This window comes from Leptotrichia wadei, assembly GCF_007990445.1.
In the GTDB taxonomy this organism is placed as follows: domain Bacteria; phylum Fusobacteriota; class Fusobacteriia; order Fusobacteriales; family Leptotrichiaceae; genus Leptotrichia; species Leptotrichia wadei_A.
Genome location: NZ_AP019841.1, coordinates 2,086,416 through 2,111,991, shown reverse-complemented (window position 1 = coordinate 2,111,991; position 25,576 = coordinate 2,086,416). Strand labels below are relative to the sequence as shown.

At 28.9% G+C, this 25,576-nt stretch carries 17 protein-coding genes; all 17 read left to right on the top strand.

Features of this window, described 5'->3' with window-relative positions:
• Positions 1–920: 920 nt before the first annotated feature.
• The 17 genes from FVE74_RS09945 to FVE74_RS09865 all read left to right on the top strand — a co-directional run bounded on the left by FVE74_RS09945 (position 921) and on the right by FVE74_RS09865 (position 25,405).
• On the top strand, positions 921–2,294 hold the full coding sequence (locus tag FVE74_RS09945) for a nucleotidyltransferase family protein (RefSeq protein ID WP_147004376.1): 1,374 nt from the start codon (positions 921–923) through the stop codon (positions 2,292–2,294).
• 175 nt (positions 2,295–2,469) lie between these two features.
• The gene (locus FVE74_RS09940; RefSeq protein WP_147004375.1) at positions 2,470–3,429 is read left to right on the top strand and encodes an alpha/beta hydrolase; all 960 of its coding nucleotides are present in this window, start codon (positions 2,470–2,472) and stop codon (positions 3,427–3,429) included.
• A gap of 32 nt (positions 3,430–3,461) precedes the next feature.
• On the top strand, positions 3,462–4,790 hold the full coding sequence (locus FVE74_RS09935) for an MFS transporter (protein WP_147004374.1): 1,329 nt from the start codon (positions 3,462–3,464) through the stop codon (positions 4,788–4,790).
• Between the two features lie 118 nt (positions 4,791–4,908).
• Positions 4,909–5,727 carry a transketolase gene (locus FVE74_RS09930; protein WP_147004373.1) on the top strand — a complete coding sequence of 273 codons (819 nt, stop codon included), beginning with the start codon at positions 4,909–4,911 and terminating at the stop codon, positions 5,725–5,727.
• A gap of 168 nt (positions 5,728–5,895) precedes the next feature.
• Entirely contained in the window at positions 5,896–6,822 is a 927-nt protein-coding gene (locus FVE74_RS09925) for a transketolase family protein (protein WP_147004372.1), read from the top strand.
• A 437-nt stretch (positions 6,823–7,259) separates the two neighbouring features.
• Entirely contained in the window at positions 7,260–8,585 is a 1,326-nt protein-coding gene (gene der / locus FVE74_RS09920) for a ribosome biogenesis GTPase Der (RefSeq protein ID WP_147004371.1), read from the top strand.
• A gap of 76 nt (positions 8,586–8,661) precedes the next feature.
• Positions 8,662–9,882, top strand: coding sequence for an AI-2E family transporter (locus tag FVE74_RS09915; protein ID WP_147004370.1), 1,221 nt, complete (start codon positions 8,662–8,664; stop codon positions 9,880–9,882).
• A 19-nt stretch (positions 9,883–9,901) separates the two neighbouring features.
• Positions 9,902–10,387 carry a MarR family winged helix-turn-helix transcriptional regulator gene (locus tag FVE74_RS09910; protein WP_147004369.1) on the top strand — a complete coding sequence of 162 codons (486 nt, stop codon included), beginning with the start codon at positions 9,902–9,904 and terminating at the stop codon, positions 10,385–10,387.
• A 205-nt stretch (positions 10,388–10,592) separates the two neighbouring features.
• A complete protein-coding gene (gene tpiA / locus FVE74_RS09905) occupies positions 10,593–11,360 on the top strand; it encodes a triose-phosphate isomerase (RefSeq protein WP_147004368.1) in 768 nt (255 codons plus the stop codon).
• Between the two features lie 66 nt (positions 11,361–11,426).
• Entirely contained in the window at positions 11,427–11,633 is a 207-nt protein-coding gene (secG, locus tag FVE74_RS09900; RefSeq protein ID WP_006804864.1) for a preprotein translocase subunit SecG, read from the top strand.
• Between the two features lie 437 nt (positions 11,634–12,070).
• Positions 12,071–14,944 carry a PD-(D/E)XK nuclease family protein gene (locus tag FVE74_RS09895; protein WP_147004367.1) on the top strand — a complete coding sequence of 958 codons (2,874 nt, stop codon included), beginning with the start codon at positions 12,071–12,073 and terminating at the stop codon, positions 14,942–14,944.
• A complete protein-coding gene (locus FVE74_RS09890; protein ID WP_147004366.1) occupies positions 14,931–18,170 on the top strand; it encodes a UvrD-helicase domain-containing protein in 3,240 nt (1,079 codons plus the stop codon). Before FVE74_RS09895 ends, FVE74_RS09890 begins: the two co-directional genes overlap by 14 nt.
• A 167-nt stretch (positions 18,171–18,337) precedes the next feature.
• On the top strand, positions 18,338–19,258 hold the full coding sequence (locus tag FVE74_RS09885; protein WP_147004365.1) for a manganese-dependent inorganic pyrophosphatase: 921 nt from the start codon (positions 18,338–18,340) through the stop codon (positions 19,256–19,258).
• 33 nt (positions 19,259–19,291) lie between these two features.
• Positions 19,292–19,645 carry a hypothetical protein gene (locus FVE74_RS09880; RefSeq protein WP_147004364.1) on the top strand — a complete coding sequence of 118 codons (354 nt, stop codon included), beginning with the start codon at positions 19,292–19,294 and terminating at the stop codon, positions 19,643–19,645.
• Positions 19,646–19,752: 107 nt separating this feature from the next.
• Positions 19,753–20,394, top strand: a complete 642-nt coding sequence (locus FVE74_RS09875) for a peptidylprolyl isomerase (protein ID WP_147004363.1) — start codon at positions 19,753–19,755, stop codon at positions 20,392–20,394.
• Positions 20,395–20,529: 135 nt separating this feature from the next.
• Positions 20,530–21,372, top strand: coding sequence for a hypothetical protein (locus tag FVE74_RS09870; RefSeq protein ID WP_147004362.1), 843 nt, complete (start codon positions 20,530–20,532; stop codon positions 21,370–21,372).
• Between the two features lie 358 nt (positions 21,373–21,730).
• Positions 21,731–25,405, top strand: coding sequence for an LPS-assembly protein LptD (locus FVE74_RS09865; RefSeq protein ID WP_232053958.1), 3,675 nt, complete (start codon positions 21,731–21,733; stop codon positions 25,403–25,405).
• Positions 25,406–25,576: the final 171 nt, after the last annotated feature.

Sequence of the window (25,576 nt, the reverse complement as noted above, 5' to 3'; positions counted from 1 at the left end):
ATGGTTGCTAATTTTCTCAAAAAAAATTATTTGTATTTCAAAGCCACACTAATTAGAATCAAGAAAATAGTGCCATACTTATAGGGATGGCTTTGCAAAATACTGGAACTTTATCTCACAGACTATGTCAAAAATACAATCTCGGATAACTCTGTATAAGCCCCATAGAGAACGTTTAAACTTATTTTTGATATTTCCCTTGAATAACAAAAATAAACTCTTAAATCAGCTCTTACAAGAAAAAAACTCACTATCTAAATTAACATAGTGAGAAAAAATGATACAATAACTAAATTTAATATTGTTTCTAGTTGGATTTTCTATTTTTAAAATTTACAGATAATGTCGAATTTTTTTATAAAATTAGAGATTTTTTCTTAAAATTTCTTACTGGACTAACGTTGGACTATTTTTTAAATTTAGCCCTTATTTTACTAGGTTTTCTTTAAAAAGGATGTTGATTCTTCAAAACTCCTTTTTAAATACGTCATCACAAGGGTGGCGTATTTTTTTTACATATCTATCATGAGACCAAATAATACAGTATTTTGAGATAATTTTTCTTATGAGAGTTGATAAGTACTAATTTTTATTATTCTAAATTTTGTAAAAATAATCATTATCTTACGTTATATGGCATTCACGATGACCTAGTCTTATTATGAACAGTTTTAAACGTTAAAAAGAGCATTATCTTGAATAAAATTTTCCATTGCTGGATTATTTGTTTTGCTCCTGTTTAGCTGCCTGAAATTTCGGTGACAAGCAGCGTTATCAGTAAAAAATTTAAATGAGTTTGCTTTGTCTTGCTTTGTGATTTAAATAAGAAATTTTTTAAAGAAATTAAAAAAACTTATAAAAATTAGTTGGATATATGATATAATATGTGTAACAATAAGAAAAGTTTTTAGGAGAAAAAATTGTTAAAAATAGGAATTGTTGCTGAATATAATCCATTTCACAACGGTCATTTGTATCAAATCAGGAAAATTAGGGAAATATTTGGTAAAGATGTCTTTATTGCTGTTGTAGGAAGTGGGGATTTTGTTCAGCGGGGAGAAATTTCGTTTTTTGATAAATGGGAAAAAACGCAGGTTAATTTAGAGTGTGGTGTTAATTTAGTTGCAGAACTTCCACTTTACTATTCGATTCAAAATGCTGAGATTTTTTCAAAGATGGCGACACGAATTTTGGATTATTTGGGAATGGATATTCAGGTTTTTGGAGCGGAGGAGGAAAATATTGAGGTTTTGCAAAAGGTGCTTGATTTGCAGAAAAGGCAGGATTACAAGGACAAACTTATGGGATATATGAAAAAAGGCAATAGTTACAGCACTTCTCAAAGGTTGGCATTGAAGGAATATGAACTGGATGGAATTGTGAAGTCGAATAATATTTTGGCTTTAGAATATATGCGTGAGATTGAGAAAAGTAATCTTGGAATAAAGCCGTTTATTGTAAAAAGGGAAATTTCAGAATATAATGAAGAAAAAGTTGAAAAAGAGAGGAAAGAGTTTGCCAGTGCTTCGTTTTTACGGAATGAACTGGAAAAAATTTTGGAAGAATTTTGTGGTGATAAAAATTTAAAATCAAAAAAACTTATTTTGAAAAAACTGGAAAAAATTCAGAAATTTGTACCAGAAAAATCTTTTGAAATAATTCTTGAAAATTTAGAATTTAAAATAAAAAATGGAATTAATTTTCAAAAACTAAAGGAAGAAATCTTTAAAATCGTAAAATATAAGATTTTGACTGAAAAAAAAGAAAAAATAATGGAAATTTATGACATTAATTGTGAAATTTATGCTAGAATATATAAGGGAGCGGAAATTTCAAAAAATTATAGGGAATTTTTGGAAAATACGAAGTCAAGAAACTTATCAAACAGGCGTGTGGAGCGGATTATTTTAAATATTTTGTTAAACATAAAGGCTGGAATGATGGATTTTGAGATAAATTATGTCAGAATTTTGGGATTTGATAAAAAGGGACAGGAATATTTGAGGGAAATTCGAGAAAATAATAATTTTGAAGATATTGAGGGAAAAAATGGTTTTGAGAAAAAAAATATTTTTGTAAATTGGAAAGATATAGAAAAATTTGGAAAGTTTTTTGAAAATAATGGAAATATGGGAAATTCAGAAAATATAGAAAAAAAAGAAAATATAAAAAATTTTAAAATTCAAGAAAATTTTTTTGAAAAAATAAAAATTGAAAAAAATGGATTTCTGTTAAAAGAATTATTTTTGGAGAAAAAAGAAAAATTAAATCCAATTGTTTATTTAAATAATTAAAATATAGTCAATTGTAAAAGTAAAATCTTTAAAAATTAAGCAACAGTAATATTTATAACAGTAAGGGGTTAAGATTCCCTGTTAAAAATTAATAAAAAAGTGAAAAAATATTGTTTGATGAGATTTTATAAACTTTTATAAATATCTAAAAATTAAAGTAGAATGGGAGTGAATTATGGGAACGGAGTTGTTAATAGCAGTTAATGTGCTGTTTATGATATTTTTCTTTGTGATTGCGTATTTGTCAATAAGGTATTTTATTAATCAAATTGAGAAGTATCCGAGAATTACATTTGAAGAGGTGTATAATAGTAAAAAGTTAAGACAGAAGTATAATATTGAGAATAATAAGGCAAATCCTTATGATTACGGGTACAATTTTAAGGAAATTGAGTATAAATCGGGGAAAATTCAGCTTTATGGATGGCTTATTGAAAATAAGGATGCTACGAAGACTATGATTATTTCTCATGGGCGTGGTGTGAATAGACTGGCGGCATTGCAGTATTTGGGGATGTTTAAGGATATTGGGCTTGATAAGGAGTATAATTTTTTTATTCCAGATTTGAGAAATTCTGGAAAGTCTGATGTGGCTAGAACTAAGATGGGATATTGTTTTGGGCAGGATATTTTTCATACTATGGAAATGTTAAAAGAAAGATTTGGAAAGAATAATTTTACGTTGTATGGGTTTTCACAAGGGGGAATGGGATCTGCCATTGCTTCTAAAATGTATGTAAAGGTACTCAGAAAAAAAGGGATAGTTATTGAGAAATTAATATTGGACAGTTCAATTTCAAATATAAGAAAGAGAATCAAGGAAGATGCCAAAAAACGTCGTGTTCCAAAATTTATTGTAAGTGTTATTGTGAGAATCTTTAATTTTAGAGTTGGAAGCCATCTTGATAAATTGAAGCTGTCGTATTTGCTAAAAAGAATACCGACTTTAATTATTCAGTCTAAAAATGACAAAGCGACAACTTACGGAATGCTTATGGAAGAATATAATGAATTGGCGCAAAATGAACATATTAGATTAAAAGTTTTTGAAAAGGGTTCACATACTAGAATTTATGCTGATCCTGATTGTAAGGATGAATATGCCAAGGCAGTAAAGGAATTTTTGGTAAATTAATATAAATTAAAAGTAGAAAGGTAAAAAAATTAATGAATTCAAGATTAACGAAGAAAAGTTATATAATTTACGGGCTTGGTGTTTCATATTTTATGATTGACCAGATCTATAATCAATGGCTGTCGTATTATTATTTACCGCCTGAAACGGAAAAAAACCTAGTTCCGTTGTTAAAGCCGCAATATTTGGTTTTGGCCTTTATTTTTTCGAGGATTATTGATGCAATCTCAGATCCTGTAGTAGGATTTTTATCAGATAATTCCAAATCTCGTTTTGGAAAAAGGTCAATATTTATGCTAATTGGAGGATTGCCGCTTGGGATTCTTACGATTATGTATTTTTATCCAGTTAAAAGTTCACAGCTGGCGACACTTATTTATTTGTCAATCGTTGGAGGGCTGTATTTTACAGCTTATACTCTAGTTGCAGCCCCGTATAACGCTTTAATTCCTGACTTGGCTTCAAATAAGGAGGAGAGGCTTAATCTTTCCACAATGCAATCGACTTTCAGGCTTATATTTACTGGAATTGCGATGGTATTGCCAGGTATTTTGATTTCAAAATTAGGTATGGTAAATGGAGTGCTGAATACGGAAGTTGGAATACGTAAAACAGTAATTTTGATTACAATATTATCAGTTTTGGGAATTTATGCATGCGTATTTTTTCTAAAGGAAAAACAGCTTACACAAAATCGTCCTAAGACTGAATCGCTAGGATTTATGAAATCAATTTCACATTTGAAGGATAAGGAAATTATTTTGTACTTTTTAGGATATTTCTTTTTCTTTTGCGGATTTAACATACTTCGTGGGGATTTAACATATTATTTGAGCACTGTAATGCAAAAGGACATTAAGTATTTGACTGTAATATCAGTTGTGCTGTTTGGGATGGCTGGGCTGTTTTTTCCGATTACGAATAAGTTTGGGAAAAAATATTCATATAAGAAAATATTGATTGTGGATATGCTGCTTTTAATAGCTGGAACTTTTGGGCTGCTGTTTATTAATAAAAATAATTCGATTTTTGCTTATGTGTTTTTTGTAATTTGTGGAGCAGGATTAAGTGGTGCGGCATTTATTTTTCCGCAGGCAATGCTTAGTGAAATTTCGGCAAAATTGTCTGAAATTAAAAAAATTAGTCTGGAAGGATTTATGTTTGGAATACAGGGAATGTTTTTAAAATTGGCATTTCTAGTTCAGCAGGTTGTTCAGTCAACTTTGCTAGTTGCTGGAAATCAAAATGTTCAAAATGGTGTAAAGGGTGCAACTGAACTGGGAGTTAAGGTAACGCTTGTTGTGGCATTGTCATTGTTTGGTGTTTCTTTGTTTTTTTATAATTTGAAAAAGGAAGATTAGAATAAGAAATATTGAAAATTACGATAGTAGAAGTTCTTTTAAAAATCGAGTTTATGGTTGTTTTAATAATAAAATCAAAAAATTAATAATCAATATAAATATGATAACGGAGGTTTTTATGAAAATTGAAGATTTGCAAAAAAAGTCAAAAACATTGAGAAAAGACATTATTGAAATGATTTATGGGGCAAAGTCAGGGCATCCAGGTGGTTCGCTTTCCATTGCCGATATTTTGGCTGTGCTTTACTGGAAGGAAATGAATGTTGACCCAGAAAATCCAGAAATGGAAAACCGTGACAGGCTTGTGCTTAGTAAAGGGCATGCAGCTCCTGCACTTTATGCGGCTTTAATTGAAAAGGGATTTTTAGGAAAAGAAGGAAGAGATCTTATTCCAACATTGAGAAAATGGCATTCTCCGCTTCAAGGACATCCTGATATGAAAAAATTGGCTGGAGTTGAAATGTCAACTGGTTCACTTGGGCAAGGGCTTTCTGCTGCAAATGGAATGGCTTTGAGTGCAAAAATTTATAAAAATGACTATAGAGTTTATGCGATTTTGGGAGATGGAGAATTGCAGGAAGGACAAGTTTGGGAAGCTGTAATGACGGCTGCGCATTATAAACTTGATAATTTAGTTGCGATAGTTGATTATAATAATTTGCAAATTGATGGAAAAGTTTCGGATGTAATGGATGTTGCTCCAGTCGGAGAAAAATTTAAGGCATTTAACTGGAATGTAATTGAAATTGACGGACATAATTATGAAGAAATCATAAATGCCCTTGATACAGCGAGAACAGTTAAAGGTCAGCCGACAGTTATCGTTGCAAATACTGTAAAAGGTAAAGGCGTTTCATTTATGGAAAATAATGCAGGATTTCACGGAGCTGCTCCAAATGAGGAAGAATATAAAAAAGCGATGGAAGAATTAAGCTGAAAGACTGGTGCTGAAGGAAAAATTTAAGGTTTGCAATAAAGAATATGAATATTTAAAGTTATAATTTTTTTGATTCAATATGCGAATATAAAAATTTAAAGTATTGCATTAATTGGATTTTATAAACTTTAAAAATGACCAAAATAAAAAAAATAGGAGAATATGAGAATGGAAAAAAAATCAACTAGAGTAGCTTACGGGGAAACATTGGTTAAATTAGGGAAAATAAATAAAGATGTAGTGGTTCTGGAAGCTGATTTGTCAAAATCGACAATGACTGCATATTTTCAAAAGGAATTTCCAGAAAGACATATAAACATTGGAATTGCAGAAGCTGACATGATTGCAACCGCAGCAGGAATTGCAACAACTGGTAAAATAGCATTTGCTTCGACTTTTGCACATTTTGCAGCAGGACGTGCTTTTGATCAAATTAGAAATTCGGTAGCATATACTCAATTAAATGTGAAAATCTGTCCAACTCATGCAGGAGTTTCGTTAGGAGAAGATGGAGGTTCGCACCAATCAGTTGAAGATGTGGCTTTAATGCGTGCAATTCCAGGAATGGTTGTATTATCGCCAGCAGATGCGGTTGAAACAGAAAAAATGATTTTTGCAGCGGCTGAATATGAAGGGCCTGTCTATGTAAGACTTGGAAGATTGAATATTCCAGTATTATTCGATGAAGATTATACATTTGAAATAGGAAAAGCCGTAACTTTGACACAAGGTGATGATGTAGCAATATTAGCTACAGGACTTATGGTTTCAGAGGCTTTAAAAGCTGAAAAACTATTGGAAGAAAAAGGAATAAAAGCAAGAGTAATCAATGTTTCAACAATAAAGCCGCTAGATACAGAAACTATTTTAAAAGCTGCGAAAGAATGTAAATTTATTGTAACAAGTGAAGAACATTCGGTAATTGGAGGATTGGGAAGCGCAGTTTCAGAATATTTATCTGAAGTTCATCCCACAAAAGTGATAAAACATGGAATACAAGATATTTTTGGACAAAGTGCAGATGGAGAAACTATGCTTACAAATTATGGATTAAGAGCTGAAAATATCGTAGAATTAGTTTTGAAAAATATGTAATTTTTAGAAATTATTTTTGGATTTTAATTAAATAATACTTTATACTATTTCCCATTTAAATAACGGATTAATTATGAATTTTTTATAAGAGGGTAAGCCTTTTTGCCAGTAATATAAAATATAATTTCTGTTTTTTAAATGGGATTTAGTATTATAATCAATGTTTTATTTATTCTTTCTCTAAAGACTTTTTCAATATCTTTTCCACTTCTTTAGTTAATTTTAGCAATTCCTATTTATTTTATAGATATATTTTTGTAATATTATAAAAAAAAGACTAATAAAAATGTAAAAAATATGATAAAATATATTGTATATTCAAATTTAATTTGAAATATAAATGAATTTGTTTGAAATTGAACTGATTTAATGCGATTTTTGTTTAAATAATATATTTTTTTATTATAAAATTATAAAAATAAAAAATGGAGGGAAAAATGAAACATACGGTAGCAATTGTTGGTAGGCCCAATGTGGGGAAATCAACGTTATTTAATAAATTAGTGGGGGACAGGCTGTCAATTGTGAAGGATGAGCCTGGAGTTACTAGAGATAGGCTGTATCGTGAGATGGAATGGAGCGGGAAAGAATTTATACTGGTGGATACTGGTGGGCTTGAGCCACGAACTGAGGATTTTATGATGGGGAAAATTAAGCAGCAGGCACAAGTTGCAATTGATGAAGCGGATGTAATTATATTTTTGGTTGATGGGAAGGCTGGTATTACAGGACTTGATGAAGATGTAGCAACTGTACTTAGAAAGCAGGATAAAAAAGTTGTTGTAGCTGTAAATAAAATTGATAATTATATGCGTGATCAGGAAAATATTTTTGAGTTTTATGGACTAGGATTTGAGGAAGTTATTGGAATTTCCGGAGAGCATAAGACAAACTTGGGAGATTTGCTGGATGCTGTAATTGAAAAATTTGAGGATAAAAAGATAAAGCAAACTGAAGATGGACTTAGTATTGCCATTTTGGGAAGACCGAATGCCGGGAAATCTTCGCTTGTAAATAAACTTTTGAATGAAGAGCGTTCTATTGTAAGTGATATTGCAGGGACAACAAGGGATACGATTGATTCCAGCTTGAAATATGATGGAGAAACTTATACTTTAATTGATACAGCGGGAATCCGTAGAAAGTCAAAAGTGGAAGATGATATTGAGTATTACAGTGTATTACGTGCAATGAAATCTATAAAAAGGGCGGATGTATGTGTGCTTATGCTGGATGCGACAGAACTTTTGACAGATCAGGATAAGAGAATCGCTGGAATGATTTATGAGGAGAGAAAGCCGATTATTATTGCCATAAATAAATGGGATTTAATTGAAAAGGATAATAATAGCGTAAAGGAATTTACTGAGCTTGTGAAGGCTGATCTGGCGTTCTTGGATTATGCGCCGATTGTTACAATTTCGGCATTGACTGGAAAAAGAACTTTGAATATTTTAGAGCAGGCTAGATTTATTAATGAGGAATATCATAAAAAGATAACTACTGGTCTTTTGAATCAGATTTTGTCAGAAATAATAGCGCAAAATCCGGTTCCAACGAGAAAAGGTCGAGCAGTAAAAATAAATTATGCAACACAAGTAAGCCAAGCACCGCCGAAATTTGTATTTTTTGCAAATAATCCAGAATTAATACATTTTTCTTATCAAAGATATATTGAAAATAAATTGAGGGAATATTTTGGATTTGAAGGATGTCCGATTGATATTGTATTTAATAAGAAGAGTGAAAAGTCTTTTGGATAGATTTATAAATTTAGAATTACTGTTTAATAAAAATTTTCTATATTTTAGAAACTGGTGTTATAGAAAGGAAAAGTGAATGAAATTTTACAATGAGGAAAAGCTGTTAAAATTAAGAAATATTTTAATTGTAACGGTATTGGCACTTTTGGCACTTTTGTTATTTTTTAGAGTTTACGATAATTTCGCAAAACAAATAAAACTTGTTACAAGTACAATTTTTCCATTTATTTTATCGTTTATAATCGTATACTGTCTTATGCCTTTTATTGATATGATAAGTGAAAAAAACAAAAATGACATTTTTTTAAAAAATGATAAACTTAATGAGCTGGAAAAAGTGGAAAAGATGAATATAAGCGATTCAGAAAAAAGAAAAAAAATAGAGTTGTTTAATGATATTTCGCAGAGCAAGAAGAAAAAAAGAATTAAATTAAATCGTACATTTGCAATTTTACTTGTACTGACTATATTTTTTGTGATTTTTCTTTACATTGTTTTGACAATTGTGCCGATATTTACAAAGCAGGTATCGAGTCTTATTGATTTCTTGCTAAAAAATCAGGAAAAGCTTCAAAATAATTTTTTTGGATTTCTTAAAAGTAATAATATCGACCTTAAAAGTTCTCTGATGAGTTCTAAGGATATAATTGTATCTAATGTCATAAAAGTATTAAGTTCAAGTTTTTCGCTGATAAGCAGCACATTCAGCCTGCTGTTTATGACTCCTATTTTTACAATAATGCTTATTTTCAGTTATGATAATATGGAAAATGGGGTTAAGAGAGCATTGCAGAATATGGATAGGGAAGACTTGATTGTTCTTATAAAAAATATGGATGAAACAATTGGGAAATATATTCTTGTAACAGCACTTGACAGTATGATAGTTGGAGTTGTATCATTTATAATATTTTATTTTTTGAAAATGGATTACAGTATGCTTTTTTCAGTAATTATAGGTTTTGGGAATGTGATTCCGTTTATTGGTCCGTTTATTGGACTGATTCCGGCTATACTTTATGCTTTTACAAAATCATTTAAATTAGTGATTTTTATTGTAGTGCTAATTACGATTGTACAAACAATAGAAGCAAATATTGTAAAACCGTGGCTTACTGGAAAATCTGTAGAAATGCATCCAATTACGACGCTTCTGGTAGTTCTTATTGGAGGAGCTTTATTTGGAATTGGAGGAGCATTTATTGCAATTCCTGCATATATCATTATTAAATTAGCTTTCCTGTTTTTTTGGGAAAAATATACTGTAGATAATAAATTAAATAAAAACAGAAAATGAGAAAAGGGAGTGAAAATTTATGGATAATAAAGGAAAAATGGAAATTCAAAAATGTATTTATTTTTCAATTTCAAAGATGTTTAGAATAGTTAATAAAATAGCGGAAGAATCATTTGAAAAGATAGATATTTATCCAACGCACGGATTTTTGATGATTATATTGAAGGAAGAAGAAAATGGGCTTACAGTAAATCAAATATCTGAAACATTGGCAATAGCTCCATCGACAGTTACACGCTTTGTGGATAGATTAATTTCCAAAGGATATGTGAAAAGGGAAAAGTCTGGAAAAAATTCAATTACGAAAATAACTGAAGAAGGTCTGAAAATAATACCTGACATTTACAAATCGTGGGATGGAATTTCAGAAAAAATAGAAGAAGTTGTAGGAAATGAAGAGTACTTGAGAAAAACTGGCGAAGATTTTAAGGAATTTGCAGATATTCTTGGAAAAGATAAAAAATATGATCAAATAAGTGAAGATTTTGATTTTTGGATTATATAAATTAATTTAAACTCTGTTTAAAGATAGAAGTTATATTTTATATTATTTGCTATTAAGAGTTTTTGGATTCTTGTAAGCCTGCTATTTAAATGGGAAATAGTATAAAATATTCAAGAAAAAAATTCGATGTATCAGCATTGATAAAAAAGGTAATATATGGTAAAATAAAAGAAAATGTATTAAATAAATAATGGAGGAAAAAACTATGAGAAAAGTAATAGTAGCTGGAAACTGGAAAATGAACAAAACTGCGAAAGAAGCAGCAAAATTCTTTAATGAATTGAAACCTTTAGTAGCAGATGTTAAAAATGCAGGAATTATAATTGGAGCACCTTTTACTGCATTGGAAACAGCAACTAGAGAAACTGCAGGAAGCAACATTAAAATTGCCGCTGAAAATATGAACGCTAAAGAAAGTGGAGCATATACTGGAGAAGTTTCACCATTAATGTTAAAAGATTTAGGTGTGGAATATGTAATTTTAGGACATTCTGAAAGAAGAGAATATTACCATGAAAATGATGAAATTATCAATGAAAAAGTAAAATCAGCATTAGCTCACGACTTAAAACCAATTTTATGTATTGGAGAAAAATTAGAACAAAGAGAAGCTGGAACAACTAACGACGTTGTAAAAACTCAAATTGTTGGTGGATTAAAAGACGTTACAGCTGAACAAATGGCAAATGTTGTACTTGCTTATGAACCAGTATGGGCAATTGGAACAGGTAAAACTGCCACTCCAGATCAAGCTCAAGAAGTTCATGCATTCATCAGAGGATTATTGACTGACTTATACGGAAAAGAAGTTGCAGAAAATGTAACAGTTCAATACGGTGGTTCAATGAACGATGGAAATGCAGCTGACTTAATTGCACAAACAGACATTGACGGTGGATTAGTAGGAGGAGCAAGTTTAATTCCTGAAAAATTCGCTGTAATAATAAAAGCTGGAGATGCAGCAGCTAAATAATTGTTTTGAAAATAAAAAATAATTAGCTATTCTCTTGTTTTTTAGATTATAGGAGGAACTAATAAAGTGTTAGAAAATTTATTAATTATAGCTTTAGTAATTTTATCAATCATCATGATAAGCGTAATTTTACTACAGCCAGACAGAAGCCAAGGTTTAGCAAAAAGTTCTGCAAATATCTTGGATGAAGAAAAAGAAGGAATTGAAAAATTTACAGAAATAGTTGCAACATTATTTCTAGTCGTTGCAATTTTATTCCAAATTGTAAGATAAATAATTTTGAATAGAAATTTTAAAAAGTAAGTTTTTTTGATTTTTTGTAAAGATATTAGAATCACAGTTAAGAATATTGGCTGTGATTTTTTTCAGTTTTTTTCAGAAAAATGTTATAATAATAAAAGATAATTTATAAAGTGAATTTTTGTCAATAAAAATTTTTTCTGTAGTTTTTTGTTTTTTCATTTTTTAATGTAAAGGTGATCAGTTGTCATCCCTTTTACAATCCCCGCTTGTCTAAGCGTTTTTTTGAAATAGAATTGAAACTCGCTTTTTAATAAGGATTTTTTTAAAATTTTTAAATTGATTATAATTAAAGGTTTGGAAAAAGTTCAAACAGTCAATTTTGTTCTAAAAAAATCACAACAATTTTAATTTGATTATAGAATTAAAATTTAAAAGAAAAATTTTAACATTAGGGAGGGAAGAATATTATGAAAATTAGTTATAAAGAAATTGGATCTAATTTAAAAGAGATATTATTTGAAGAATTTAGGAAAAATGAAGATGTTCTTTTTGTGTTTGAAAATTCGGCTTCATTTTTTGAGATTAAAAGGGAATTTTTACGAGATGAGGAAATGCAGAGGGAATTAGGGATTTTTCAGAATTTTAAGATGATGAATAATTATGATTTTTATGAAAATTTGTTTGTGACAGACAAAATTGTGATAAAAGAGGAAAAGCAAGTTGTATTATTTTACAATTCGTTGAACGAGAAGTTGAAAAAAAAATTGGAGGTGTCGAGTTATTACGATATTATCGACATTGCCTATAATTATTACAACTTGTTTGCAGAATTACAAGAATATAAGATTGATTTGGAAAAAGTTGAGTTGGAAAAATGGCAGGAAGAATTGTTTGAAACGCTGAAAATGGTGGATGAAAAGGTAAAAGAAACTTGTCAGTTAAAAGGACTGATTTTGCCATATATGCTTAGAAATGTGGAAAATATTTCAAATAATTTTTTGAAAAGATACAAAAAAATTTATTTTGTGAATAAAGTGAAATTTTCTCCGTTTGAAAAGGAAATTGTGGAAAAATTTGAGGAAAAAGGTCTGATTGTGGAAAATATCTTGCAATTATCAGAAAATGATTTTAATGAAAAAGAATTGAAAATATCTGAAAATTTTTCATTGCCAGCGAAGGAAATTTTTGATAAAAAGAATATAAATGTGGAAATTCATGAATTTAGTAGTAAATTTGGAGAATTGTTGGGGCTAGTTAGAAAGTTGGAGGAAGTTGAGAAAGAGAATAGAAAAGTGAGCAAGGAAAATGATAATTTGAAAGAAAATTATCGGATTTTTGAGGCACAGGAAAATGCTGAAGAGGCAAAAAGTGATTATCAGCTTTTGAGACAGAAAAAGATTTCTTCAAATTTGGAAATAACGATGAAGGATACGAAAATCTATCGAATTTTGAATTTGATTTACAATTTGCTAGATAACGTGAAGGAAATTGATAGGAAAGATAAGGAGAAATTACTTTTATTTCGAGTGAAAGATTTTTATGACGCCTATAAATCAAATGATTTATTGGAGATTTTTAACTTGAAGGAAAGTTATTATATTTTTCAAGATTTGGTTTCAAAGGATTATAAGTACATTTCAAAAGAGGAATTGGAGCGAATAAATCAAGAAGTTTTAGAAAAATTAGAAAAAGAGAACCAAAAGGAAAAATTTAAGGAAATTTACAATCAAAGAATGACAGCTGTTTGTAAAATTATTAAATTTGTTGAAAAGTTGGAAGAAATTTATGGATATACTACGTTGAAAGAATATAGCGATTACTTGGAAAAAATTTATTTGGATAATGAGAAGAAAGTGAAACAGGACAAGAATGTAAAAGACAAATATTTTGAGGCTTTGTCAGAAATGGTTGTGCTTGAAGATTTTAGTTTTGATAATCTGTGGGATAAATTTTTTAATGAGAATGTTTCGGCTAATTTGTTGAAATTATTTTTGAAATATTTGGATAAAAAGTCGATTGGATTGACTTTGGAAGATAGTGCTGAAGATGAGTCTGAAGACAGCTTTTCGATAAATTCATTTGAAAATATTTCTGAAAATACGAAGGAAAATGTAATTATTTTGAATTTACAGGATTCATTTCCAAAAGTAAAAATTCATAATTTTTTATTCTCAAAAGTTCAGCGTGCAAAAATGGGGCTTCCTACAAGTGATGATAAAAAATTGATTGAATTGTTTAAAATTTATCAAAATATTCTTGCGGCAAAAAATGTGTATTTGGCGTATGTCAAGGATTTGGAGAAGAATATTGATTCAGCGAGTGTTATTGAAGAATTGAAGTTGAAGTATGGAATTGAAGTTACGAAAGGTGAAATAAGTGAAGCGGAAGAGCTTTATTTTGTAAAAAAATATTTCTTGAAGGATAGAAAAGAGAAATGGGAGAAAAAGGAAATTGGAGAGTTTATTCCATCGAAATTGGAGAAAAATTTTGAGAAAATAAAAAATGAAAAATTGAGTTTAGGATATTATTCGTTTGAGAAAATGAGAGATTTTGAGTATGGATATTATTTGGAAAAAGCGATTGGTGAGCAGGAAGTCGAAGAAATCGAGGATGAAATAAATGTTAAGATTTTTGGAACGATAATTCATGCTTTTTATGAAAATGTTGTAATGGAAAATAAGGTTGCTTTGGAGAATAAAACTTTTAAAATTGATCGAGATCAATTATCAGAAATTTTGAAAAAAGTGCTAAATTCATTTGATTATAAGGTTCCTAAGGAATATTTGGAATTTTATAGAAAAGTTTCGTTTGAAGAGATTTTGAATTCGGCAGAGAAATATTTTAAAGAATTGATTGAAAAATTGGAAGCAGAAAAGAATATCGAAATTCATTTTGAGGAGAGAATAAAATTATCTTCAGAAAAAGAATTGTTTGAAAATGTGTTTATCAATGGGGTTACGGATTTACATATAAAAACTAGTGACAAGGATTATTTATTTGATTATAAGTCTGGAAAATTGAAAGATAGTTACAATAGTTATAAAAATGATAAGGTTTATAAAGCGATGGAACAGTTGGATTATTATTCGATAATGTTGGAGAATGATGGCAAAGAAAATATTAAGAAGATTGTTGTTGACACTTGGGAAGGTAAATTGGTGCCAGATAATAGAAGTGAGGATAAAATATTGACTAAAAAGGCTGTTGAAGAAGTGGTTAGTAACTATCGAAATTCTCAATTTTATGATTTAGGAAATTATAAAGATCCAAAAAATTATTTTTACAAAGAGTATAAAAATATTTGTAGAGGGGAGGATGAATTAGGCGATGAAGAAGAATAATATAATTTTGAAGGCTAGTGCAGGAACGGGGAAAACGTATAGATTATCGCTAGAATTCATAGCTAATTTAATAAGAGGTGTTAATTACAAAAATATAGTTGTAATGACATTTACGAAAAAGGCGACTGCTGAAATTAAAGAAAGAATTTATGATTTTTTACATCAAATTGCTTTCGATGAAGGAAATGGGGCAGAATTAGAGAAAAACTTAAAAGAAATTTATAAATTTGATGATTTGAATAAAAAGGAATTGCAAAATATTTATTTTGAGATGATAAGAAATAAAGAGGATATTAGAATTTCTACAATTGACGGATTTACAAATAAAATCTTTAAAAATGCAATTGCACCATATTTTAATATTTATAATTATGAAACTTTAGATGAGGAAACTGATGAATTTTATTCAAAAATTTTGATTAAAATTATTGAAAATAAGGATAATTTTGAAGATTTTAAATTTATTTTTGATGAGAAAAAAGAGAAGAAAAATATTAAAAGGTATATGGAAATAATTAAGGAAGTATTGGATATGCGTCCGAAGTTTGTATTGACTAAAGGGTTTAAAATGTCGGAAGTTAAGAAGGTGTCTTACAAATTTATAGATGAATTGGATGGAATATTTGAAAAGATTGAGGAAGTTGCTAATAAAAAAAATAAAAATGTTACAGATGTTTTGACAAAAGCATTTTATAATATTTATGAAAAGTATAGCAATCTGTCGAAGGATGAAAGTAAAAATGAAAATCAAAAAATAAAAGAGAAATTGGAGTTAATCGTTCCTGAAATTGATTTGTTTTTTGAAAAAAAACTTTGGAATGGAACTCAAACTAAAGGGGAAAAAAATAAAGATGACAGGGAAGAATTGGAAACAAAATCTGAAGAGCTAAAAGAAAAGTTATCAGAATATATTTTCATCGAAAAAGTTTTACCATTAGATAAAAAATTAAAAAATATAGCTCAAAAAATATTTGATATTGCTAAAAAAATAAAAATTTCTTCAAAAAGACTTACTCACAATGATATTTTAGTGTATACATACGAATTTATTTTCAATAAAGATTTAAAATTTGTGGAAAATGATAGAGTTACAGAAGAATTTCTTGAGTTGATTGGTGGGAAAATAGACACGATTATGATTGATGAGTTCCAAGATACGAGTATTTTACAATGGAAAATTTTGAAATTGCTAATGAATACTTCGGAAAATATTATTTGCGTTGGTGATGAGAAACAGAGTATTTATAACTGGCGTGGTGGTGAAAAGGAATTATTTGAAAAATTGGAAACGATGATTGAAGGAAATGTTCAGAATTTGGATAAATCGTATAGAAGTTATAAGGCTATTATTGAAAATGTTAATAAAATCTTTAAAGGTTATGATACGAAATGGAATTATGTTGATTCAGGTTATAGAGATGACGAAGAGTATCAGAAAGGATATTTTGGATATTTTATACGAAATACAAAAGAAGAAACACCGAAAATTTATACAAAAATTATTGAAATGATAGAAAATGGTCAAGTAAAAAATTTAGGAAAAAGTGCGATTATCTGCCGTACAAATACACATTTGAAGGAGATTGCAGAAGTACTGAATGAAGCGAAAATTCCATATACGCTTGAAAGTAAAACGACAATTTTAGAGTATAAGCCAATTGTTCCAATGTATCAGTTAATTAAATTTTTTGCATTTGGTAATTTCAAATATTTGTTGGAATTTATGAGAAGTGATTTGATTGGTGGATTGAATAGTCATGTGAAATATTTGCTTGAGAATAAAAATGAGATTATGAGATTTATTAATGGATATCAAAAAATAGAAGATTCTAAAAAGGCTAATAAAAAGAAAAAAAATGATAATAAAGATTCAAAAGCAATTAGTTTTAAAGAATTTATTGATATGCAAAAGGATGAAAATGTAAAAGAAGAACTTTTGAAATATAAAGAAATTAATGTTTTAGAGAGAAATAATTTGATTTTTGAGGAAATTCTTGAGAAAGTTAGGGAATTGAAAAGGTTGTCGAAAGACTTGAATAATAAATATGAAAATGAAAATTTTTCGAGAAAACTTGTAGAAAATTTTGAAATAACAAAATATTATTCGACAAACAGTGATTTGAAAAATATTTTTATATTTTTTAATATTTTGAAAAAATACAATAATTTGTACGAATTTATTACGTTTATTGAGGAAGAAAAGGAAAATTTGAGACAGGTTAGCAGTAGGGATGTTAATGCGATAAATTTGATGACAATTCATGCTTCGAAGGGATTGGAATTTGACACAGTATTTTATTATAAGCGTAAATCGAATAAAGGAAATACTGACAAGAGCAATTTAAAAAGCTATTTAGATTTTGATGAAAAATTTGTTGATGTGAAAAAATTTATGCTATTATTTTCAGGTTATGATAAAAAAATGATTGGAAATGACTTGAGTAAATTAATAGATAAAAATATTCAAAAAGAAGAAATGGAAGAAATTAATAATGATTATGTTGCGTTGACTCGTGCTAAGAAAAATTTGATATTACTTTTTGATGCCGAGGTTACGAAGGAAAAAGGGTATACAGATCCTTTGGCAAAGAGAATAATTGATGTTTACAAAAATGAAAATGAAAATAAAAATGAAAATGAATATGAATATGAATATGAAACGGGTCAAATTATAGAATCGGAAATTCCAGAAGAAACAACAGATACTTCAGATGTAAAAATTAGCGATAGTTTATTTAAAACATATTTTAACGATGATAAATTAAGAATGGAAAAATCTTCAAATACGTTGGAAAATGAGTTTAAGCGTAAAAAAGGTCTTGCAATGCACTACTATTTTGAGCATATTTTAAATGATTTGGAAAATGAGAAAAAGATAGCAAAATCTGCACTTTTGAGCCGATATGGGAATATGCTGGGGAAAAAAATTGTGGAAGAACTGATTGTCAGAATGGATAAATTTATTGAAAAAAATATCAATATTTATGATAAGAAATATAAAGTTTATAATGAATTTGAAGTTTATGATTCTGAAGGGAAGAAGCGTATTATTGACAGAATAAATATTGATGAGAATAACAGGAAAATCTATATTTATGATTATAAGACTGGATTTGAGCCTGAAACGAAAAAAGAATATCAGGAGCAAATTGAGGAATATAAGAATATTTTAAGGGGAAAAGTTTCGGAGGATTATGAAATCGAAGTAAAATTGCTGGAAGTTTAAGAATAAATTATTAAGAGTATTTGATGAACTAAATTAGCAAGGAGTTTTGATCCCGTGTTTCAAAACATTTATTTTAAGTTTTTTTCAAAAAATGGTTTTTTCTATTTCAAAAATAAGATTAATAGGTTATAATAATATAAAATGATTAAAATTTAGGAGGAAAAAATATGTCAATATTAGTTTTTGGACACAAAAATCCAGATACAGATACAATTTGTTCGGCAATTGCTTATGCGGAACTAAAAAATAAATTGGGAAAAGATGTAAAGGCTGTAAGACTTGGAGAAGTTAATGAAGAAACTAAGTATGCCTTGAACTATTTTAAAGTTGAAAAGCCTGAATTGGTGGAAAATGTGGCTGGAAAGGAAATTATTTTAGTAGACCATAATGAAAGAACTCAAACTGCTGATGGATTTGAAGAAGCAAAAGTTTTGGAATTGATTGATCATCACAGAATTTCAAATTTCAATGTAGATGAGCCATTGTATGCAAGAGTAGAGCCTGTTGGATGTACTGCGACTATTATTTTAAAATTATTTAAGGAAAATGGTCTTGCACCAAGTAAAGAAACTGCTGGACTTATGTTAAGCGCAATTATTTCAGATACATTATTGTTTAAATCTCCAACTTGTACACAATGTGACGCAAAGGCTGGAAAGGAATTGGCTGAAATTGCTGGAGTAGATTTGAAGGAATATGGACTTGAAATGTTAAAGGCTGGAACTGCGCTTGGAGATAAATCTGAAGCAGAACTTCTTAATATGGACATGAAAATATTTGAAATTGATGGTGAAAAAATTGGTGTAGCACAAGTCAATACTGTAAATGAAGCGGAAGTTTTAGAAAGAAAAGAAAAATTATTGGCTGAAATTGATAATATTATTGCAAAAGAAGGGCTAAAATTCTTTATGCTTGCAATTACAAATATTTTAACAAATGATTCTACAGCATTAGTTTCTGGAAATGGAAATGATGTTATTGAAAAAGCATTTGGAGAAAAAGTTGACAGTAATTTAGTAACTTTGAAGGGTGTAGTTTCAAGAAAGAAACAAATTATTCCGCCATTGACAAAAGCAATTCAAGGATAATATTACAAAAATAAAAAAATAAGGATTTTAAAAATGGCAATAATAAAATTTAAAAAAAGGGAAGAGCTGAAAATTTTATTTGCGGTAAAACTGCCTATGATAATTTCTGAGCTTTACAAACAGTCTAGAAATAAAAGGGAAGCGAATGAAATAATAAGAAATGCCTTTAATATGAAAAAAAATAGAGTAATTAACACATTGGAGCTGGTTGACGGATTTGGAAACCAGTTTTCCGTCCTTGTCATTTACGATAATATTATGGAGGAAAAGGAGCTTTTAAAATATAATCTGGATGTTGAGGAAATTAACTTTAGAATTTTGGAATTTGACTTTAATAATAAAATTGAAGTTGAAGAAACTATAAAATATATAAAAAGGACATATTAGCTTTTCTGATAATTATATGAATTTTGAAAATACTTTGGCAAGGGGAAGTTCCCCTTGTTATAAAGCAAATAAAATCGGTCTATGATATAAAAAAGTGAGGGAGAATAATGAAGAAAATAGCGATATTGGTTAGCATGTTAATGATTATGATGGTTAGCATTGCTGAAGCCAAAGGAAGTAAAAATCATCAAAAGAAAGAAAATAAAAAATTTGAGAAAATAATGAAGGATTTTCAAATGGAAGCTGTAATGAAAACTACAAAAGGGGATATTACATTTTTTTTATATCCTGAAGCAGCTCCAAAAAATGTTGCGAATTTTGTATTTTTGGCAAAAAATGATTTCTATAATGGATTAAAGTTTTTTAGAGTTGTTCCAAATGGACTTGTTCAGGGGGGAGATCCTGCTGAAAATGGAACTGGAACGACAGGATACATTATTCCAGATGAGAAAAAGAAATGGCTAAATTTTGATGTTGAAGGAATATTGGCAATGTCAAATTCAGGGCCTGATACTAACAGCAGCCAGTTTTTTATTACTATGGAGGCAATGAAGGAGCTAAATGGAAAGTATACAATTATTGGTGGAATAAAATCTCGTGAAGACTTGAGAGTAATAAGAACTTTAAGGGAAAATGACAAAATATTGAGTGTTGACATTAAAGGAAAAAAAGTTGACAATTTCTTGAATTATTTCCCTGATGAAGTCAGTGAATGGGAATCAAAACTGAAAAAACCATCAAATCAATAAAAATATTAAGACTTTTAATTTTTAAATGAAAAATTTATTAGGGAAATTTAAGCCTATAGTAAAAAGTTATTGATATATTAAGAAAAAAATGTTAAAATATTTGATATAAATTAAAATAATGAAAGGGAGACTGGAATGAATAGATTAAGAAATTTATTAAAAAGTGAAAAGTTAAGTTTATCTCAATATTTTGAGGAAGCGTATAAACTTTTTAATGAAATGATTAGAGATGATAATAAAGATATAATGATTATTATGTTTTTATCATTGATTTCAGTGCTATTAAGAAATATCATTGGAACTTTGGTATCATTTGCTATGTTGATTAGAATATGGTTTTTCTATAGAAAAGTTATTTTTAAAATTGAAGGGAAAAGATATGAAACAGGTGATGCAACTGTAAAATCATTTGTATTGCTTGGAATTAGCTTGTTGGCAGGACTTTTGGTAGGCCTTCTTATGCTTCCGTATATAAGTGGAATAATAGGGATGACATTGTATGGCGGAGGAGGAATTGGAATTTTAGCAGCCATAATCATTCCAATTATTATTCTTATAGTGGTCTTTATTGTTGTGCTGCTATTTATATTGTATTTTATACCTGCATACATGTCTAGAAATGGGAGTATTGGTGAAACATTTAAATATAATCTTTTCCTTTGTAAAAATGATAGAATGAGAATGTTTTTACCTGTAATTATCTTGCTTGTTTCAGGATTTGTATTAGGAGTTGTATTTGGATTTTTTGGAACTGTAGGAACTATTATAGGAGCGCTTATAAGTTCGGTTATTAATTTGTTTCAAGTAATAATAGTTTCAATAATTTATTTAAATGTAGAATATAATACTGAAATTCCTGATGAGTTTTCTTTTGCAAAAGGAAATTATAAAAATAAAGCGAATAAAGCTGCAGATGAAAATAAAAAAATAGAAAATAAAACTTTAACAGAAGAAAAAAAAGATGATGAAAATAATTAATAAAAAAAATATTTAATTTTATAAAAAACTGTTTTGGCTATGTAACGATGGCTTGAAACAGTTTTTTTCTTTAAATGCTATTTTTAGTATTGCTACATTTTTTACTCTGTCTTCAAAGACAAAAAATTTGAAACATTTGGTCACTTATGATATAATAAAAACAATAATTAAGTATGTCAAATACGGATGATTTTGAACTGGAACAGTAAGGAAATTGAGAATGTCTAGAAAAATAAAAAGGGGCTTAAAAAAGTTGTGATTTAATTGGGGAAAGTTCAAAACATAGAGGTGTGATATAATTTTAGTGATTGATAAGGTATTATATAATAAAAAATAAAAGGTTGAAGAAATGAAAAGGATGAAGAAATATAAAGTATTGTTTATTTTGCTGTTTTATATCATACTTTGTGGCAAGCTGAATGCTGCTGGGGAAGTAATAGATTTGGAAACAGAAAAGTCTAAAATAAATCTGGAAACGGAAGAAATAGAAACAGAAGGTAATGTTACTGTAAAATATGAAGATTATACGATAAATGCTGACAAATTAAAAAAAATTGCTAATAAAAATATTCTTTCAGGTTCTGGAAACGTTGAATTTTCTCAAGGTTCTCAAATTATAAAGGCTGATAATTTTATTTTTGATATGGATACAAAGCTGGCAAAAATATTTAATTCAGAAAGTTATGATTCTAACTTAAAATTACGTTATGGTGGAGAGGAAACTTTAAGTTTAGGGAATAAGGCAATTTTTATAAAAAATGGATGGTTTACTACGAGTCCTTATGAAAAACCTAATTATAAAATAAATGCAGAAGAGCTGGAAATTTATCCAAATAAAAAGGCTATTGCAAGAAATATTGGCTTTTTTGCTGGAGGAAAAACTTGGTTTAAGCTGCCATATTATGTAACTTCTCTAAAGCCGTCAACTCAAAGGGCTACATTATTTCCTTACATTGGGATGGATAGCGACAGAGGGCTTTTTGGAATTATGGGGTTTGACTATGATTTAGGTCCGCTTGCACAAGGATTTGTTGATTTTGAATTAAGTACAAAGCAAAAACTGGCTTTAAAAGTTTCAAATGATTATTCCTTCTGGGGAAATAATTCTGGAAATATATTTGTAAACAGGGTTGTTGTTCCAATCGGAAATCATAAGCAGGAATGGGATTTTAAATGGAATCATAAAGTTACAAATGTTCCGAAAAAAGCCAAGGAAGATAGAAAATTTTACGATGCAGGTTATGGAATCTGGAATTTAAATTATCAAAATATTACAACTAATTTAATGTATGCAGTCGACGGTGCAAAATTAAAGGATGATTATACTGCATTTGTAGATAAATATAGACATATTGGTTTCTGGGATATGAATATTAATCAGGAGCTTGGTCAAAATGGAGAATTTAATGCAAAATATTATTGGACACAGGATAAGCATGCATTAAAGGCATTGACTGATATAAATGACAAGATTATGAAGGATGATGATCTTGATCCACGTAGAACAGACGTTGATTTGTATAAGAGCATAAAGTATACAAATGGTAATAAAGATGTGGAAATAACAGTGGATAATGAGGATTTTCGGGATATTAATCCTGGATATGTCGGAGATTTGAACTCATATAGAAAAAAAAGAAATTATGGAATTGACTTTAGGGGGCCAAAAATAAAATTTGATTATCTTAATTCGGATAAGGATGAATATGGAGAACTTTTAGGAATGCGAGATCGTGGTGATGACAAGACGATTCATTGGGTTCAGAATGTTGCTTATGACAAGAGAAAGGAATGGGGATTGACATTTGGAAATTATTATCCATTCAGGGAAAGTGACTTTTTTGGATATCAGCCTCGTACTGGCTATCAGAATTTAACAAATACGCTGTATTTTGGAGCACAGGCAAAGCAAGTTGAGATAATAAAAAAAGAATATGAATATGATTATACAAGAGATAATGAAAATTATAATGCATTATTCTTAAATCCATCAACAACTGATGAAAGCCGTATTTATAAAGTTTATGAAGATAATGAGATAATACGCCGTCCTAAGAAAATCATTTATGAAAAATATAGATCACAAAGATTTAATATGGGTAATGATAGAATTGATATTCCATTGAGAGAATCTTTTGTCGGGTATAACTTAGCTTTTGAAAACCGTGATTATAGCAGTTTACCAGTGCCTGAATTTAGAAATGGAAAAAAAGTAGAAGATCTGAATTCAAAAACAGGATATAAAGTTGCAAGAGATGCAAGCGGAGATACTATAAAGCAAAGTCCATCAATGAAAATTTTTACATTGGATACAAGATTATTTACAACAATTTTTGACAATACTTCCAAGAATAATAATAAATACGATGTAAAAGTTACAAATGATGCAACAGTAAGTTTTCAACGGACAACTGCTGATAGTGCAACTTATGGAGGGTATGACATTGTAGAAGTTCCAACAAATGCTATTGGACTTAGAAATGATTTTAACTATCATATAGGAAATGTAACGTTTAATTATAATTTAGCAATGAGAGATGACAGACATTTTATGGATCACTGGTTAAAAAATAGATATGTTAAAAACTATTTTAAAGCTGATATTGCAAATAAACGTTTTGTAAGCCTTAATTTTGAAAATAATGATGAGTATGAATTTAAAGATTTTAAATCTGAAAGGGATTTTAATAGAGAAATTCAATATGGATATGTATCAGATGCTGGAGATAACTTCCTGTATAAGTTTTCTGATAAAAATAAACAGTTATTTCCATATAATACCAGTCTTGGATGGAATCAGAAGATATACAAGGAATCTCTAAAGGAAAGAAGTTTTGGAATCAATTTTAATGAATGGGGATTTGAGTATACAAATACATTGAATAAGGCAAATGATATTTATGGAAATGTTGCTACATTTGGATATCCGGCATTAAAATTAAAGACAAACTATCACAAATTAGGATTTGTTTATGATACTTCAAAAATGAAAAATAAGAAATTTGAATCGGATCATTATTTTAGAGTAAATCTTGGATTTGGTAAAAAAATATACAGAGATTTGAAAAATACTCCAATTATTACTTCAGATGACAAATATATACGTGGAAATGATTATACTACAATTGGATTTTTATATAAATATGAAAATAATGCTAAACCTAGATATGCTGCTGATCTGGACAAAAAGGAAAAAGACAGGGAAGCAGAAATTATAAAATCTGAAAATCAAATTAAAGATGTAAATATGGTAAAAAATTCAAATACACAGGAATTTTCTATTAACAATGCCAATAAATCTAATATAGATAATATTGTTGTAAATAGTGATAATAGGCTATTTTTGAGCAGTGATGAGGAAGAAGCGTATAAAAGTTATGTGGAAGAGGAAAATTATCGTCAAAATAAGTTCAGCTTAAATGATTTTAATGCTAAACTTCAAAATTTGAGAAGTCATAAAAAATATTTCCAAGTTGGGATGGATATGCAAATAGATGGTTCTGATGCGACTAATCCTAGCGGAATGAAGGGATTTGACAAAATTAATGATTTGACTTTTAAAGTTGAGGCTGGATATTTGGAAAAAATGTTTGTGAGATATGCTTTTATAATGGAAAGACCAGATAGAATATACCGTAGAGATTCGACTCGTAACAGTACTTTTGACTTTAGAAAACATGAATTTGAAGGAAAATATATGTTTTCGCGAGATCCAGATAAGCCATGGTGGGTTGGAGGAAAGATCCAATATGTGCAAAATGGAGCACCAAAATCTTCTGATCCTGAAATTTATGAAAGTTCATGGTATGCTAAGAAAGTTAATAAATTAACTTTAGGAATGGCAACACTGACACATAGATTTGAAAATGTCGAATGGGAAATTGGAGCAGGAATGAAATGGGATAAACCGAATAATAAAAAATTAGGATATTATCCAGTAGTTTCACTAAAATTTGGAGTAACTCCATTCCCGGAAAAGAATGTTCAATTTAACTATTCTGGAAAAGGATTTGAATTTGGAGCAGGATTATAAAAATTATACTTATTTTGAATATTATTTATCAAGGGATTTTGATCCCTTGTTTTTTTATTTTTATTTCTTGTTATACTATTCCCCGTTTAAAAAGCGAATATTTGTTTTAACAAAAAGATAGCAAGAAGTCTCCGACTTCTATAAGTGGGAGATGAATTGCTTTTTTTGTAA